12 protein-coding genes, 1 tRNA gene and 1 pseudogene are annotated in these 16,273 nt (G+C 67.3%); 7 read left to right on the top strand and 7 right to left on the bottom strand.

Annotated elements, in window-relative coordinates; genetic code table 11:
• The 3 genes and pseudogenes from A5650_RS27040 to A5650_RS00030 form a co-directional block, all read left to right on the top strand.
• Positions 1-299, top strand: a pseudogene (locus A5650_RS27040) (hypothetical protein); the annotation flags it as partial.
• A gap of 137 nt (positions 300-436) precedes the next feature.
• On the top strand, positions 437-3,496 hold the full coding sequence (locus A5650_RS00025; RefSeq protein ID WP_067285038.1) for a (Fe-S)-binding protein: 3,060 nt from the start codon (positions 437-439) through the stop codon (positions 3,494-3,496).
• A gap of 46 nt (positions 3,497-3,542) precedes the next feature.
• Positions 3,543-4,817, top strand: coding sequence for a pyridoxal phosphate-dependent aminotransferase (locus A5650_RS00030; RefSeq protein WP_067285041.1), 1,275 nt, complete (start codon positions 3,543-3,545; stop codon positions 4,815-4,817).
• A gap of 20 nt (positions 4,818-4,837) precedes the next feature.
• Here the strand turns inward: A5650_RS00030 and A5650_RS00035 are convergent, their stop codons facing one another.
• The 6 genes from A5650_RS00035 to dcd form a co-directional block, all read right to left on the bottom strand.
• On the bottom strand, positions 4,838-5,581 hold the full coding sequence (locus A5650_RS00035; RefSeq protein WP_067285043.1) for a maleylpyruvate isomerase family mycothiol-dependent enzyme: 744 nt from the start codon (positions 5,579-5,581) through the stop codon (positions 4,838-4,840).
• A gap of 88 nt (positions 5,582-5,669) precedes the next feature.
• On the bottom strand, positions 5,670-6,980 hold the full coding sequence (locus A5650_RS00040) for a cytochrome P450 (protein WP_231992415.1): 1,311 nt from the start codon (positions 6,978-6,980) through the stop codon (positions 5,670-5,672).
• 46 nt (positions 6,981-7,026) lie between these two features.
• On the bottom strand, positions 7,027-8,361 hold the full coding sequence (locus A5650_RS00045; RefSeq protein ID WP_067285045.1) for a UDP-glucose dehydrogenase family protein: 1,335 nt from the start codon (positions 8,359-8,361) through the stop codon (positions 7,027-7,029).
• A 77-nt stretch (positions 8,362-8,438) separates the two neighbouring features.
• Positions 8,439-10,022 (bottom strand): DUF7159 family protein, encoded by a 1,584-nt coding sequence (locus A5650_RS00050; protein ID WP_067285047.1) that lies wholly within the window; start codon positions 10,020-10,022, stop codon positions 8,439-8,441.
• A 222-nt stretch (positions 10,023-10,244) separates the two neighbouring features.
• Entirely contained in the window at positions 10,245-11,561 is a 1,317-nt protein-coding gene (locus A5650_RS00055) for an ammonium transporter (protein ID WP_067285050.1), read from the bottom strand.
• A 113-nt stretch (positions 11,562-11,674) separates the two neighbouring features.
• A complete protein-coding gene (gene dcd, locus A5650_RS00060) occupies positions 11,675-12,247 on the bottom strand; it encodes a dCTP deaminase (RefSeq protein WP_067285052.1) in 573 nt (190 codons plus the stop codon).
• A gap of 45 nt (positions 12,248-12,292) precedes the next feature.
• On the opposite strand from dcd, the gene A5650_RS00065 reads away from it, so the two are divergent.
• A tRNA-Gly gene (locus A5650_RS00065) sits at positions 12,293-12,366 on the top strand.
• A gap of 150 nt (positions 12,367-12,516) precedes the next feature.
• On the top strand, positions 12,517-13,854 hold the full coding sequence (locus A5650_RS00070) for an adenylate/guanylate cyclase domain-containing protein (protein WP_067285093.1): 1,338 nt from the start codon (positions 12,517-12,519) through the stop codon (positions 13,852-13,854).
• A gap of 9 nt (positions 13,855-13,863) precedes the next feature.
• Here the strand turns inward: A5650_RS00070 and A5650_RS00075 are convergent, their stop codons facing one another.
• Positions 13,864-14,376, bottom strand: a complete 513-nt coding sequence (locus A5650_RS00075) for a tyrosine-type recombinase/integrase (RefSeq protein ID WP_231992413.1) — start codon at positions 14,374-14,376, stop codon at positions 13,864-13,866.
• A gap of 108 nt (positions 14,377-14,484) precedes the next feature.
• Here A5650_RS00075 and A5650_RS27045 point away from each other — a divergent pair, with 108 nt between their 5' ends.
• Both A5650_RS27045 and A5650_RS00080 read left to right on the top strand, forming a co-directional pair.
• Positions 14,485-14,652 (top strand): hypothetical protein, encoded by a 168-nt coding sequence (locus A5650_RS27045; protein WP_197501748.1) that lies wholly within the window; start codon positions 14,485-14,487, stop codon positions 14,650-14,652.
• Positions 14,653-14,913: 261 nt separating this feature from the next.
• Positions 14,914-16,257, top strand: coding sequence for a lipase family protein (locus tag A5650_RS00080; protein WP_067285054.1), 1,344 nt, complete (start codon positions 14,914-14,916; stop codon positions 16,255-16,257).
• The last annotated feature ends 16 nt before the right edge of the window (positions 16,258-16,273 follow it).

Raw genomic sequence — 16,273 nt, forward strand, 5'->3', positions numbered from 1 at the left:
CGGGGGTGGCGGGCTCGGGGCCGCCTGTGTCGCAGGCGCCGGGCGCGCGCTGCGCTGCGGGGGCGACGACGACCACTCCCCCGTCGGCCGAGCCCGAAGCAGCACCGCCGCCGGAACCGGAGACCGACCCGTCGCCCGAGCCGCAGACCCCTCCGTCGGCCGATCCTCCGCCGATCGATCCCGGGCCCGGCAACGGCGCTCCGGAGGCCGATCCGGATCCCGCCGACACGGATTCGAGCGGCGGCCAAACGGGTACCGACACCGTGCCCGACGAGTCCAGCCCGACCGACGGTGCGTAGTTAGGACAACCTTCGTAGCGGCGTTTCCCTTGGAGATGCAACTATGACCCCCGGGCTTGAGCAGGCCCTGAGTCAAGTTACCGACGGGTAACTTGCGATAAGTTACTCTTGGGTAACTTGAGAACGGGAGGCGCGCGGTGGACACGCAGATGCTGATCAGGCTCGTCGTCGGATTGGGGCTGACGGCCCTTGTGCTGGTCTTCGCCGCCAAACGCGTTGTCTGGCTTACGACGTTGATCCGCTCCGGAGCGCCCACCAGCCCGGAGAACAACCGCAAGGACAACCTCGGCAAGCGCATCACCACGCAGATCGAAGAGGTCTTCGGGCAAACACGGCTGCTCAAGTGGTCACTGCCCGGCCTCGCCCACTTCTTCACGATGTGGGGCTTCTTCATCCTGGCGTCGGTCTACCTCGAGGCGTACGGCCTGCTGTTCGACCACGACTTCCACATCCCGATCATCGGCCGCTGGGACGTGCTCGGTTTCCTGCAGGACTTCTTCGCCGTCGCGGTGCTCCTCGGCATCATCACGTTCGCGATCATCCGCGTGATGCAGGAGCCCAAGCAGCACGGCCGCGACTCCCGCTTCTACGGATCGCACACCGGCGGCGCCTGGCTGATCCTGTTCATGATCTTCAACGTCATCTGGACCTACGCGCTGGTGCGCGGGGCCGCGGTGAACACCGGCGCGCTGCCGTACGGCAACGGCGCGTTCTTCTCCCAGTTCATGGGCTGGGTGCTGCACGGGCTCGGCGAGCCCGCCAACGCGTGGATCGAGACCATCGCGCTGTTGCTCCACATCGCGGTGATGCTGATCTTCCTGCTGATCGTGCTGCACTCCAAGCACCTGCACATCGGCCTGGCGCCCATCAACGTCACCTTCAAGCGGATGCCCAACGGGCTTGGCCCGCTGCTGCCGGTCGAGTACGCGGTCGATGGGCAGGCAAAGCGCATCGACTTCGAGGATCCGCCGGAGGACGCGGTGCTGGGCCGCGGCAAGATCGAGGACTTCACGTGGAAGGCCTACCTCGACATGACCACGTGCACCGAATGTGGTCGGTGCCAGTCGCAGTGCCCGGCGTGGAACACCGGTAAGCCGCTGTCGCCCAAGCTCGTGATCATGAACCTGCGCGACCACCTGTTCGCCAAGGCGCCCTACATCCTCGGCGATAAGGAATCACCGCTGGAGAACACGCCCGAAGGCGGCCTCGGTGAGGAACTGCGCGGCGAGAAGGAATCCGAGAAGCATTCGCACGAGCACGTTCCCGAGTCCGGCTTCGAGCGGATCCTGGGCTCGGGCCCGGAGCAGGCGACCCGGCCGTTGGTCGGCACCGAGGAACAGGGCGGCGTGATCGACCCCGACGTGCTGTGGTCCTGCACGACGTGCGGTGCCTGCGTCGAGCAGTGCCCGGTCGACATCGAGCACATCGACCACATCGTCGACATGCGCCGCTACCAGGTGATGATGGAATCCGAGTTCCCCGGCGAGCTCGGCGTGCTGTTCAAGAACCTGGAGGCCAAGGGCAACCCGTGGGGTCAGAACGCCAAGGACCGCACGAACTGGATCGACGAGGTCGACTTCGACGTGCCGGTGTACGGCCAGGACGTCGAGTCGTTCGACGGATACGAGTATCTGTTCTGGGTTGGATGCGCCGGCGCCTATGAGGACCGCGCGAAGAAGACCACCAAGGCCGTCGCCGAGCTGCTGGCCGCCGCGGGCGTCAAGTACCTGGTGCTCGGTGAGGGCGAGACCTGCAACGGCGACTCGGCCCGGCGCTCCGGCAACGAGTTCCTGTTCCAGCAGCTGGCCGCGCAGAACGTCGAGACGCTCAACGAGCTGTTCGAGGGGGTCGAGCGGGTCGACCGCAAGATCGTCGTCACCTGCCCGCACTGCTTCAACACACTGGGCCGCGAGTATCCGCAGGTGGGCGGCAACTTCACCGTGCTGCACCACACCCAGCTGCTGAACCGGCTGGTGCGAGACAAGAAGCTCATCCCCGTCACCCCGGTCGCCGAGGCAGGTGCGGAAGGGAAAGCCATCACCTACCACGACCCGTGCTACCTGGGCCGCCACAATAAGGAGTACTCGGCCCCACGCGAGCTCATCGGGGCTTCCGGGGCGAAGCTGACCGAGATGCCTCGCCACGCCGACCGCGGCCTGTGCTGCGGCGCCGGCGGCGCGCGGATGTGGATGGAAGAGCACATCGGCAAGCGCGTCAACACCGAGCGCACCGAGGAGGCGATGGACACCGCCTCGACGATCGCGACCGGCTGCCCGTTCTGCCGCGTCATGATCACCGACGGCGTCGACGAGGTCTCCGCCGCCCGTGAGGTGGAGAAGGCCGAGGTTCTGGACGTGGCGCAGCTGCTGCTGGGCTCGTTGGACAAGAGCACCATCACACTGCCGGAGAAGGGCACCGCGGCCAAGGAGGCCGAGGAGCGCGCGGCCAAGCTGGCCGCCGAAGCGCCCGCGAAGGTGGCTCCGACCGAGGCCGAGCCCGAGCCGCAGGCAGAGCCGGAGCCCGAGGCCGAGGCAGCCACGGCCACGGAGACCAAGCCCGTCAAGGGTCTCGGTATCGCCGGCGGCGCCAAGCGCCCGGGTGCCAAGAAGGCCGCGCCCGCGGCCGACGAAAAGCCCGCTGCGGCAGCGCCTCCCGCGAAGGGTCTCGGCATCGCCGCGGGCGCCAAGCGGCCCGGCGCCAAGAAGGCAACACCCGCTGCACAGGCGGCACCCGCAGAGGCGGAGGCCAAGCCGGATGCCGCCGCGACGCCCGAGCCGGAGGTCAAGGGGCTCGGCATCGCGGCAGGCGCCAAGCGGCCGGGCGCGAAGAAGAAGGCCCAGCCGACGTCGCCGAACGAGGGCGAGGCGACCGTCACGCAGCCGCCGAACGTCGACCCGGACAAGGCGTCGCCGGGTGCCAAGACCGACACCGCCGACTCGGATCGGGGCCTGGAGGCCAAGCCCGAGCCCGAGGTGAGGGGACTCGCCATCGCACCGGGAGCCCGCAGGCCGGGTGCCAAGAAGTCGGCCGCGCCAGCCCCGCCGAAACCGGCTGCCGCCCAACCGGAGCCGCAGACCGATGATGAATCCAGCGCTGCCCCTGAGCCTTCCGAGAGCGGCGACGGTGACAAGCCGGAGGCGCCGCCGGTGAAGGGTCTCGGGATCGCCAAGGGAGCACGCCCTCCGGGTAAGCGCTGAGCCGTTGATCGGCGATTTTGGTTAATCGCTGGACAGAAATGAGAGCATGGAGGTCGTGACCACCCACCACGTGCCGATCCATGCCGCCGGACACGGGCCGCGGCCGCGCACGTTCACGCAGTCGTCGAAGCTGCAGGACGTCCTGTACGAGATCCGCGGACCGGTGCACGAGCACGCGTCGCGGCTGGAGGCCGAGGGTCACCGCATCCTGAAGCTGAACATCGGCAATCCCGCCCCGTTCGGTTTCGAGGCGCCGGATGTGATCATGCGCGACATCATCCAGGCGCTGCCCTACGCGCAGGGCTACTCCGACTCCAAGGGCATCATGCCGGCCCGTCGCGCGGTGTTCACCCGCTACGAACTCGTCGAGGGGTTCCCCAGATTCGACGTCGAGGACGTCTATCTCGGCAACGGCGCCTCCGAGTTGATCCAGATGACGTTGCAGGCGTTGCTGGACAACGGTGATCAGGTGCTGATCCCTGCGCCGGACTATCCGTTGTGGACCGCGTGCACATCGTTGGCCGGCGGCACCCCGGTGCATTACCTGTGCGATGAGACGCAGGGTTGGATGCCCGACATCGCCGACCTGGAATCGAAGATCACCGAACGCACCAAGGCGATCGTCGTGATCAATCCGAACAACCCGACCGGCGCGGTGTATACGCGCGAAGTCCTCACGCAGATAGCAGATTTGGCACGGAAGCACCAGCTGATGCTGCTCGCCGACGAGATCTACGACAAGATCCTCTACGACGGTGCCGAACACATCGCGATGGCGTCGGTGGCCCCCGACGTACTGACGTTGACCTTCAACGGACTGTCGAAGGCCTATCGAGTGGCGGGCTACCGGTCTGGCTGGCTCGTGATCACCGGCCCCAAGGAGAACGCGGCGAGTTTCATCGAGGGCATCAGCCTGCTGGCGAACATGCGGTTGTGTCCGAATGTGCCCGCGCAGCACGCGATTCAGGTTGCTCTCGGTGGCTATCAGAGCATCGAAGACCTCGTGCTGCCAGGAGGCCGGCTCCTGGAGCAGCGCGACGTGGCGTGGCAAATGCTCAATGAACTCCCCGGCGTGTCGTGCGTGAAACCCCAAGGCGCCCTTTACGCCTTCCCCCGGCTGGACCCAGAGGTCTACGACATCGCCGACGACGAACAGCTGGTCCTGGACCTGCTTCTGCAGGAGAAAATCCTCGTCACCCAGGGCACCGGGTTCAACTGGCCGACGCCGGATCACCTGCGAATCGTGACGCTGCCGTGGGCCCGCGACCTGGCCAACGCGATCGAACGGCTGGGCAACTTCCTGACGAGCTACCGGCAGTAGGGGTCCCGCGCCCTACCGGCCTAGAACCCGGTGCGCTCCAACCACGCCTCCCAGACCGCGGCGTCGCCGAACACCTCGATGCCGAGATCGGCCGCCGTACGCCTGCGAGTGATCGCGAGGAGCAGGTCGGCCGCTGTGCCGCGCAGTGCGGCATCGGCCTTGCTGTGATCGTGCGACCACGAGACGCCCAGCTCGTCGTGGACAATGGTCCATTCGCCCGTGGGCCCGAGTCCGTCGTCGGTGGCGTGCATGTGGATGCTCCTGCCGGGGTCCAGCGCCGGTGGCGGGCCTGCGGCGACCATCAGCTCGACCCATTCGCTGATGGCATCGGCGGCAAGCTCCGCCGGTGGGGCGTATTCGGCCCCGAGCGCCAGCGCGGCGTCGGCGTGGTGCACGGTCACCTCGTGCAGCCGACGCCGAATCCACCAGCCCGCCGGGCGCGGGCCGCGGAAGGTCCACACCCTGGTCGCCGCACCGGCCCGTTCGACCGCATCGACCACCAGCTGCGCACCCTGGTTGAACCAGTCGGCGGCACGCTCGAGCTCGTCCGGCGGTTTTCCGTCGCGCACCTCGCGCGGATCCAGCGCCGACATCCGGCGTTCGGCGATGATCTGCGCCGCCCACCGGTTCCCACGGCCCACGTGGCGGAAGAGCTGCTTGAGCGTCCAGTCGGGACAGGTCGGCACCGGCGTTGAGGGGTCGGCACTGCGGATCAGTTCCCCGAATTCGCGGGTCTGGTCGAGCAGCGCGGCTCGGAAATCCACGCCCCGAACGTACTCAAAACTCGACGCCGAGACCCCCGATCGAGGCGATCTAGCTCCCGCGTGTCCGGTTCCGAAAGAACAGGCCCGGTCAGGACGGAGAATTGAGCTGAGAGCGCGCGGTTCCCAGCGCGATCGGCAGCGACGCCCACCCCCGCAGCACCCGCGTTTCGCGTCGGCTGCCCGCACCGGCCAGCCGCGCGTCGGGGAAGCGCTCGAAGAACGCCCGCAGCCCGACCTCGCCCTCGGCACGGGCCAGGGCCGCCCCGAGGCAGAAGTGCCTACCACCGGAGAACGACAGGTGGCGGCCGGCGTTGTCCCGCTCGAGGTCCAGACGGTCGGGGTCGTCGAAGACGTTCGGATCGCGGTTGGCGCCGACGATGTAGACGATCAGGGCCCTGCCGCGGGGAATCGGCTGGCCTGCGAGCTCGGTGTCTTTCGCCGCCCGGCGCGCGGTGAGCTGCACCGGCGGTTCCAGTCGCAGGATCTCCTCCACCGCGGTGGGCCACAGTTCGGGTCGCTGCGCCAGGGTCTCGAGGTGCTCTGGCCGGTCGAGTAGCATCCGGATGCCGTTGCCCAGCAGGTTGACCGTCGTCTCGAATCCCGCGGCCAGCACGAGGCCGGCGGTCGCCATCAACTCCTGCTGGTTGAGTCGGGCGCCTTCGTCGGACGCCGCAATCAATTGGCTCATCAGGTCGTCGCCCGGGTTGCGCCGCAACCCTTCAAGGTGTCCGGACAGCCACTCGTTGAAGCCCACGACGCTGCGATAGACCGTGCGGTACTGCCGCCAGGTCAGGCCGATGTCGAGGCTTGCCGCACCGCGCTCGCCGAACTCCAGGACCTTCGCCCGGTCCGCGTCGGGAACGCCCAGGATGTCGCCGATCACCGCGACCGGCAATTGGGCGCAGTAGCGGTCGACGATGTCGACGGTTCCGGCGTCGGCGAGTTCGTCGAGCAGCGATTCGGCGGTTTCCCGGACCCGCTCCCGCAGCGCGGACACGGCTTTGGCGGTGAACACCGACGACACGAGCTTGCGGTACCGGGTGTGCTGTGGTGGTTCCACCGCCAGCATCGACGGCGGTTCGAGCGGATGCAGTAGGCCGGTGTTGGTGCGGTCGGCCACCCACCGCACGGGCTTGGGCAGGTTCGAGCCGATCGGCATGACCTCGAAATCGTCGGACCGCAGCACGTCGCTGGCGATTCCGTGGTCAACGGTCAGGTGCACGATCGCGGCCTCGACCAGCGGTCCCCGGGCACGCACTTCCTCGGCGAACGCCACCGGGTCGGCGCGCACCGTCGGATCGGCGATCATCCGCGCCTGCGGATCGCCGCGGCGGGCGAGCAACTTCGAGGCGCCGCGCACGAAGCCGTGCACCGCCAGCCATCGGATCCGGTGGCGGATCGGTCCACCCGGCCGGCCCGGACGAATCGGTTCCACGCGGCCGAGCCTACCGACTGTGCGCCATCGCGCCCCTCCCCAGGCAGTGAACCCGCCAGCCCGCCCGCATCCACCGGTCCGTGTCGAGGCAATTCCGCCCGTCTACAACAACTTTCGCGCGCACGGAAGCGGCGAGCCCGGTGGGGTCCAACTCGACGAATTCGCGCCACTCCGTGAGGACCAGCACGGCGTCGGCCCGTTCGCACGCGTCGGACACCGACGTCGAATAGTTCAGCGTCGGAAACTGGCGCCGGGAGTTCTCCATCGCCTTCGGGTCGTAGACGTTGACGGTCGCCCCGTTGAGTTGCAGCATCCCGGCCACGTTGAGCGCCGGCGAGTCACGCACGTCGTCGGACTCGGGTTTGAACGCGGCGCCGAGCACGGCGATGTTCGCGCCCAGCAGCGATCCACCGCACGCAACGGTCGCCAATTCCACCATCCTGCTGCGCCGACGCATGTTGATCGCGTCCACCTCGCGGAGGAACGTCAACGCATGGTTGGCGCCTAGTTCACCCGCGCGGGCCATGAAGGCGCGAATGTCCTTGGGCAGGCAGCCGCCCCCGAAGCCCAACCCCGCGTTCAGAAAGCGGCGGCCGATCCGCGGGTCATGACCCAGGGCGTCGGCGAGCAGCGTCACGTCGGCGTCGACGGCCTCACACACCTCGGAGATCGCATTGATGAACGAGATCTTGGTCGCCAGGAACGCGTTCGCGGAAGCCTTCACCAGTTCGGCGGTCTGCAGGTCGGTGACCAGAAGAGGAACTTCATGGGCCAGCAGAGGGGCGTAGAGTTCGCGGATCGCGACTTCGGCGGCACTCGAATCCCCTTGCACGCCAAGCACGATCCGGTCCGGATGCAAGGTGTCCTGTACGGCGAAGCCTTCCCGTAGGAATTCGGGGTTCCAGGCGATCTCGACGTCCGCACCCGGCGCTAGCCCACGCACCCGGTCCCGGAGTTCGGCGGCGGTGCCGACGGGGACGGTCGACTTGCCGACGATGACCGCCGGCCGGTTCAAGCGCGGAACCAGGGTGTCGACGACGGCGTGGACGTGGCGCAGATCGGCGGCGTACTCCCCTTTCTTCTGCGGCGTGCCGACGGCGAGGAAGTGCAGGTCGGCGAAGTCGGCGGCCGCGTCGTAGTCGGTGGTGAATGTCAGCCGGCCGGCGGCGATGTTGTCGTTCAACATCTTTCGCAGCCCCGGCTCGTAGAACGGGATCTCACCGGACGCGAGTTTGGCGACCTTGCCGGCATCGATGTCGACGCCGAGCACCTCGTGACCCAAGTCCGCCATCCCCGCCGCGTGGGTGGCTCCCAGATAACCCGTCCCGAAAACGGTGCACCGCATACCGCCTTGATATGCAGCCCGAATGAGCTAACCGCTACGCGACACTGAGCGCCGGGCCAACGGCAGGTTACAAGTGGCTAGCCGCCGGCGCAGATGTTCAACACACAGATCGACACCCCGCCACGACCTGACGAGCCGCCCCGGCCCCGGGAGCCGCTATCGCTCGGCCCGCTGCCGGGATACTGACCGACGCTGCCGCCGGGGTAGGGGTAATCGTCCGACCCGCCGGGAAAACCACCGGTTCCGTTTTGCCAAGGCGGTGTCCATTTCGGCGGCTTCTGTGGCTTCGGTGGTGTCCATACCGATCGCGGCGGCGACCACGGCGGGTTCCACGGGTTCTGCGGCCGCGGGTAGTACTGCGGCGGTGCCACCACCGGCGGGACGTACACCGGAACCGGTGCCGGAACCACCGGCGCAGGCGCGACGGGTGCGGGCGCGGGTGGCGGTGCCACCGGAGCGGGCGCGGGCGGCGGTGCCGCAGGCGCGGGCGCTGCAGGCGCCGGCGGCGGCGACTCGACGTAAACGGTCCGCGGCGCCTGCGGCGCAGGTTGCTGCTGAACCACCGGCACGGGCGCCTTGATGGTCTCGGCCTGCGGAGGCGGCGGCGGTGCCTGAGCCGGCTGTGCCTGCTGCGCGGGCGCGGGCGGCGGCGCGGGCGCGACGGTGCTCGGCACGATCGCGCTCTGGCCTGGACTCGGCCGCTGATCGGCCGTCGGCCGGATGCTCACCGCCAACGAGATCACCAGAGCCACAACACCGACGACGAAGATCGACGCCATCGCGCTGCCGACGAGCAGGAACGGCTTGCGATCGTCGCCGGCCGCGGGCGACAGGCCCGTCCCGGACTCGTCACCGCCGCTGTAGGCGCCGTCGCCGCCCACGGGCGCCAACTGTGTTTCCGCCGCGGCGAGCCCCGCGTAGACCGAACCCGCGGTGGTGCCGTCGGGGTCTTGCGAGTAGGCGAGTCCGACGGTGGACGCCTCCATCGCCGGCGCATTGGCCGCGGCGAGGGCCGCACCGCGAGCGAGCGCCATATCGGGCTCGTCGGGGGCGCGCATCGGCAGGCTGACCAGGTGCTCCAAATGGCTTCTCACTGAGCTGACGTCGACACCCGAGCCGACGACGAACATGCCCTGCGGCGGGTCGTCCTGGGCGTCGACGGCGGCGGCCATGTCCGCGAGGACGGCCATCGCGTCCTGGCTGTGCAGGCTGCTGCTGAGCACCTTGACCACGGACCCGTCATCGGTCTGTACGACCGACAGCGTGGCGGTGTCGCGATCAATGAAGAGCAGCGCGGTGGTGTCATAGCCGACCGCGCGCCCGACGGCCTGGGCCAGCGCGGCGGCGGCGTGTCCTTCGGAGACGAGCATGACGTCGTCGATGTCGCGCGCAGCGAGCGCGTCGCGCAGTTGCGAGGCCTCGGCGTGGTCGCTCCAGGTGACGCCGATGGCCTTGAGATCGTGACCGCCCGCTTCGGCGCTCTCCTTGGTGCCGAGTACGGCGTCGACCACTTGGGCGGCGGCACCCGAGGTTGCTGAACCGTCGCTCCCGCTGACATCGAAGACGTCGTGGTCGACGGTGGCCCCGTCGCCCTTCTCGCCTTCCACCAGCACCATGCGGACCGTCACAGGTGTCATCGACACACCCAGTACGATGTCCACTGCCCCTCCAAAAAGTTTGCTATGGTATCTAGTCCGCCGATCGGCCCCTCTCGCCTCACAAGCCACCGACTAGTACTTGATCGTCCCCACCAGCACGGGCGTTACGCCCGAACCCGCATTTGCTGAGAACGATCAGCCGCGGCCAGCTCGATATGCGGCACGGGGATGCCGACGCCGATATCTAGACCCTACTCGCGTCAACGAGCGAAGGCTCCAATGCGTTCAATCGGCGGCGTTGAAATCCGCGCGCGACGCATTCTCCGGATCTCCGAAGCCAGTCAGCGATGTCCGCCTGGTGGGCACGTGACCGTGCACGCCTTCCGCGTACGCGGTCTCCGCGTGCTGGGTGAAGTCGACGCCGGTGGTCTCGTCTTCGGCGCTGACCCGGAACCCCATCACCCGATCGATCACCTTGGCGATGAGATACGAGGCGGCGAATGCGTAGAGGGCCACGACCACCACCGCCAGCGATTGCTTGCCGAGCTGGGTCAGCCCGCCGCCGTAGAACAGCCCCGACGGACCGGCGGTCATCACCTCGGTGGCGATCAGTCCGATCAGCAGCACACCGACGACGCCGCCGACGAAGTGCACACCGACCACGTCGAGCGAGTCGTCATACCCCCACCGGAATTTCAGGCCGACCGCGAACGAGCACACCACTCCCGCCGCGGTACCCACGATGAACGCGCCGAGGGTGTTGACCGTCCCGCACGACGGCGTGATGGCGACCAGACCGGCCACCACACCGGAGGCGGCGCCGAACGTGGTGGGCTTGCCGTCGCGAATGCGCTCGACGGTGATCCAGCCGAGCATGCCCAGGCAGCCGGCTACCAGGGTGTTGAGGAACACCGCGGCCGCGGTCCCGTTCGCGCCCAGGGCCGAACCGGCGTTGAACCCGAACCAGCCGAACCAGAGCAGGCCCGCACCAAGCAACACGAACGGCAGGTTGTGCGGGCGCATGGCGTCCTTCTTGAAACCGATGCGCGGCCCGAGCACCAGCGCCAACGCCAAAGCCGATGCGCCCGAGACGATTTCGACGACCAGCCCGCCGGCGTAATCCAGCACCCCGAGGTCGAGCAGCCAACCGCCGGGGCCCCACACCCAGTGCGCCACCACCGCATACACCGCCACGGTCCACACCGGGACGAACACCATCCACGCGGCGAACCGGGCGCGGTCGGCGATCGCGCCGCTGACGAGCGCGGCCGTGACGATCGCGAAGGTGAGCTGGAAGGTGGCGAACAACAGCTCGGGGACGTTGCCGTGCAGAGTCGTCGGGTTGATCCCAAGCATCCCGATGTGGCGCAGGTTGCCGAAGAGACCGCCACCCGCGTCGTCGGAGAAGGCCACGCTGTAACCGGCCAACAGCCACGCGACCGTGCACAACGGGATCGAGATGAAGCACATCATGATCATGTTGAGCACGCCGGTCGTGCGGACCATGCCGCCGTAGAAGATCGCCAGCCCGGGCGTCATCAACAGCACCATCGCCGTCGCCGCCAGCAGCCAGGCCGTCGCGGCCGGATCGATCGCGTCCATGGGGGCTCCTCCCAATCGGGATGAGCTTTCAGGTCAGACGTTTCAGCCGCGGGGCGGGCGTGTTTCCGGAATGTTTCGTGTTTCGGCCGAGTTACCGAGTGCTCACGACACGGTCAGGTCGACTTGATGAAATTCTGGTACGACCGCGACGGGGTCGGACCCCGTTGTCCCTGGTACTTCGACCCGGCCCGCGCGCTGCCATAGGGATGCTCGGCGGGGCTGGTCAGCCGGAGAAGGCACAGCTGACCGATCTTCATTCCGGGCCATAGCGTGATCGGCAGGTTCGCCACATTCGACAGCTCGAGCGTGATGTGTCCGGAGAAGCCCGGGTCGATGAAGCCCGCGGTGGAGTGCGTCAACAGCCCCAGACGCCCCAGCGACGACTTGCCCTCCAACCGGCCGGCGAGGTCGTCGGGCAGGGTGCACAGTTCGAGCGTCGAGCCGAGGACGAACTCGCCGGGGTGCAGCACAAACGGCTCGCCCGGCTCGGACTGGACGAGGGTGGTCAGCTCGTCCTGCTGCTTGGCCGGGTCGATGTGGGTGTAGCGGGTGTTGTTGAAGACGCGGAAGAGATTGTCGAGCCGGACGTCGATGCTGGACGGTTGGACCAGGGAGTCGTCGAAGGGATTGAGGCCCAGTCGCTCGGCGGCGATCTCGGCGCGGATGTCGCGGTCGGAGAGCAGCACCCGACGAGCGTAGCCGCTCGGATGTTAGCCTTCGTCCTCAAACAGGCCGGTGTAGTTCAATGGCAGAACATCAGCTTCCCAAGCTGAGAACGCGGGTTCGATTCCCGTCACCGGCTCCACGTTAAGCAGCTGAAGCTCTTCCTCGCTACCCGCTGTACCGGGCCGGTGGTCCCGTTACGGTCCCGTACCCGCTTGTACGGCACCGGGGCCGTGTGCGGCCATTGAGCGAAGATCCACCTTCTGACCTCAGTGATGCCACTATTGTGGACGTGACTGATGGACGGGTCCACTACGCGCGCAACGGGGACGTGCGGCTCGCATACCGGGTGTTCGGTGAGTCGGGACCGTTGTTTGTCTGGGCGCCAGGCTGGGTGGTGAGCAACGTCGACACCATCGACGCGCCGAGTAGCCCCTACGCGGACATTGTCGAGCGCCTCTCGCAGGGCACCCGCTTCGTCATGTTCGACCGCCGCGGGAGCGGACTGTCGGATCCGTTGACCCACGCCCCTTCACTCGACGAAAAGATGGATGACTTCCGAGCGGTCATCGACACCGTGAGCGACGGGGAAGTCGTCTTGTTGGGCACCGGTGAAGGCGGTTCGGTGTGCATCTTGTTCGCCGCGACCTATCCAGACCGTGTTTCTTCGCTGATGCTGTACGGGACCGCGGCGCGGTTTTCCCAGGAACTTCCCGACTTTCCATGGGGGTTCACTGCGGCAGAAATCCAGTCGCAGCTCGATGCGATCGATGACGACTGGGGCGACGGTGCGCTCGCCGAGCTCTTCTTCAACGAGGCGGCAGACGAACCTGGTGTCCGCGAAATGTTCGGCAAGCTGCAACGCTCGATCGCGAGTCCGGCGATGGCGCGACTGTGGTGGCAGACCCTCATGGAGACTGACGTCCGGGCGGTGTTGCCCGCGGTCAAGGCCCGGACTCTCGTGGCCGCCCGTCCTGGCAGCCGGCTCGTCCCTTTCGAAGCGGCCGAGGCGCTGGCCGCCGCCATACCCGGGGCACTTTTCGAACGGCTTTCGCCCGGGGCCCACAATGCGTTCGATCTTGTAGACGAATTATCATGCATGGCACTCGAATTCGTGAGTGGACGTCCGAGGGAGTCGATCGATGAGCGGGTCCTTAAAACCGTGATGTTCACCGACATCGTAAACTCCACGGAGCGGCTGAGCGCCCGAGGTGACGCGCACTGGCGGCATCAGCTGAACAGTCACGACACGCTGGTCGACCACCTGCTCGCCCTACACGGCGGCGTACGCGCAAAGCACACGGGTGACGGCGTGTTCGCGCTCTTCGACGCACCTACCAAAGCAGCACGATGCGCACTGGACCTCGTACCCTCACTGACTTCGCGCGACATTCCGATCCGCGTTGGCATCCACACCGGCGAGTGTGAGCGACGCGGACAGGAATGGAGCGGGATGGCCGTACACACCGGGGCGCGCATCGAAGCGCTCGCTGTCGCAGGCGAGGTACTGGCGAGCCGCACGGTCCGCGATCTCTCCGCGGGGTCGGGCCTCAAGTTTGAAAGCCTTGGCCCCCAACGACTCAAAGGTCTACCCGAGGACGTCGAAGTGTTCCGTGTGACGAGCGGTTAGATGAGCAGCCTAGCCGTGTAGCGGAATCACGTTGCCGTAGTTGGCCTTTTGCACAGGGGCCGACAACGCGCCGAGCGCGGCCATGTTGCCGGTGTGGTCGTCGGTATTGATGAGGTGAACGTAAACCGTCAGCGTGGTCTTCACGTCGCGGTGCCCCATCAATTCCGCTATGTCGATGGGCCGGATGCCCGCCGCAAGGCACAAGCTCGCGTACGTGTGGCGCAGCGAGTGGAACGACTGGTTCGCGTCGAGCTTCGCGGTCGGGGTGAGCCTGTTGGCACGCGGCACCGCCGGGCGGTACACCGCCTTATAGAACGTCGCGTGGCGTAGCGGCGTCTCCCAGTCGAGCACCAACCGCTTCTCCGCGTCCTCCACGGTGAGGAGCGCCAGGGCGGCAGCCCGCCGCTGCGTCCGGTCCTTCGCCGACGCGCTCGGTGCTGCCTCTTCCATACCCGTAGGCGCCGCTCCTGGTGCGGCGGAGTTCGCCCGCACTCCCGTGGGCCGGGGCCTCGTCAACGACATACCGGGCCACCGTGGCGCGTCGGACTCGTCCCGGCGCGGGTGCTCGGCGAGGTACTCACGAGCAACGCCGTCGTCTCGGCGGTCAACGGCACCCGACGGTAGCTCTGCTTGGTCTTCAGCGGGCCGTACTCGATGGCCGCACGCTTCGCCCGCGCGGCCCGCCCTCCGACGCTTCTCGGCGTGTGGTCGTTCGTGCCACTCGCCCATGCCGATGGTCCCGTAACGGTCCCGTACCCGCAGGCGTACTGGGGCCGTACCGCAGCCGTACTCAACTAGTCCGCAGGACGTGCCCAAGTTGCCGATGACCAGTGCAAACGGTGGTCTTCGCAAGCCCGCCTACCACCAGGTATCGCTCACCTGTTCGGATGTCGAAAATACTTCCCAAGCTGAGAACGCGGGTTCCATTCCCGTCACCGGCTCCACGAAATCCACCCTCCGGCACTCAGTGCGAGGGTTGACAATCGGTACCGCGGGTAATGCCCTCCTTCAGGCGTCGTAGGTGCGCGCTGTCAGCGATTAGCGAGAGGTCGCCGCCCGATGAACATTCGATCCGCCACGCCAGAGACGGACACGAACCCGCCACACGAACGGTTACACCGCGGCGAACGTCCGATTCCACCCGACGACGATCCTTTCTATCGAGCGCCACAGGGCTATGAGCAAGCCGAACCAGGCACGGTGTTGCGATCGCGCGACGTGGAGATCGGTTTTCTCGGGCTGATCGGCCAACCAATCAAAGCCACTCAGCTGCTGTATCGAACGACAAATCTGCACGAAGAACCGGAGGTGGCCGTGACGACCGTGTTCGTCCCGCCGCAGCGTGAGTCGTCCGTCGCCTGCCCGGTCCTGTCGTATCAGTGCGCGATCGACGCCGTGGCGTCGCGCTGTTTCCCGTCCTTCGCCATGCGGCAGGGCGCGCGGCCGATCGGCGCGTTCGTCCAAGCCGAATACCTGTTGGTGATCGCGGCGCTGGCCGAAGGCTGGGCGGTTTGCGTGCCGGACCACGAAGGCTGCCACGGCATGTGGGGTGCTCCCGTCGAACCCGGCTACCGGATCCTGGACGGGTTGCGCGCGGCGACGGGGTGCGAGCGCCTGGGATTGTCGCCGTCAGCGCCGGCGGGTCTCTGGGGATACTCAGGGGGAGGCTTGGCGTCGGCGTGGGCGGCCGAACTGTGCGAGCGATACGCGCCGGAACTCAATATCGTCGGCGCCGTTCTCGGCTCGCCCGTCGGCGACCCGGGGAGTGTCGCCCGCCGCCTCAACGGCAGCTTCTTCGCCGGACTCGCGGCCCTGATGATCTCCGCGCTGACAGAGGTCTTCCCCGGCGCGCGCAACGTCGTGAACGAGCACGCGACCGCAGAGGGTAAGGCGTTGCTCGACAAGCTGAAGACAATGACGACTGCCGAGGCAGTCTGGCAGCTACGCAATGTCGACATCGGGTCCTACGTGGACATGACAGCCGACGAGTTGTGGGACCTGCCCGAAGTGCGTCACATCTTCGACGAGACGAAGCTCGGTAAGTCCAAGCCAAAGCCTCCCGTCCTGGTCGTGCAGGCGGTGCACGACGGAATCATCAGCGTCGACGACATCGACGCGTTGGTGGCTGCTTACGAGCGCATCGGTGCGGCGGTGACGTATCACCGAGACCGGTTCTGCGGCCATCTGCTGTTGCACCCACTTTCGGCGCCTATGACGCTGCGGTGGCTGCGCGATCGCTTCACCGACCGGCCGGTCGACGAACACAAAACCCGCACTGTGTGGCCGACGTTGTTCAATCCGTCGACATACCTGGGAATGGCCAAGTTGGGCGTCATCACGGCCAAGGTGGTCCTTGGGCGGTCCGTCCAACGCCAACCGCTCTCGACGACGGATGCTGGGTAACCGCCGGTCCGTGGTC

The organism is Mycobacterium sp. 1164985.4 (assembly GCF_001668575.1).
Taxonomy (GTDB): domain Bacteria; phylum Actinomycetota; class Actinomycetes; order Mycobacteriales; family Mycobacteriaceae; genus Mycobacterium.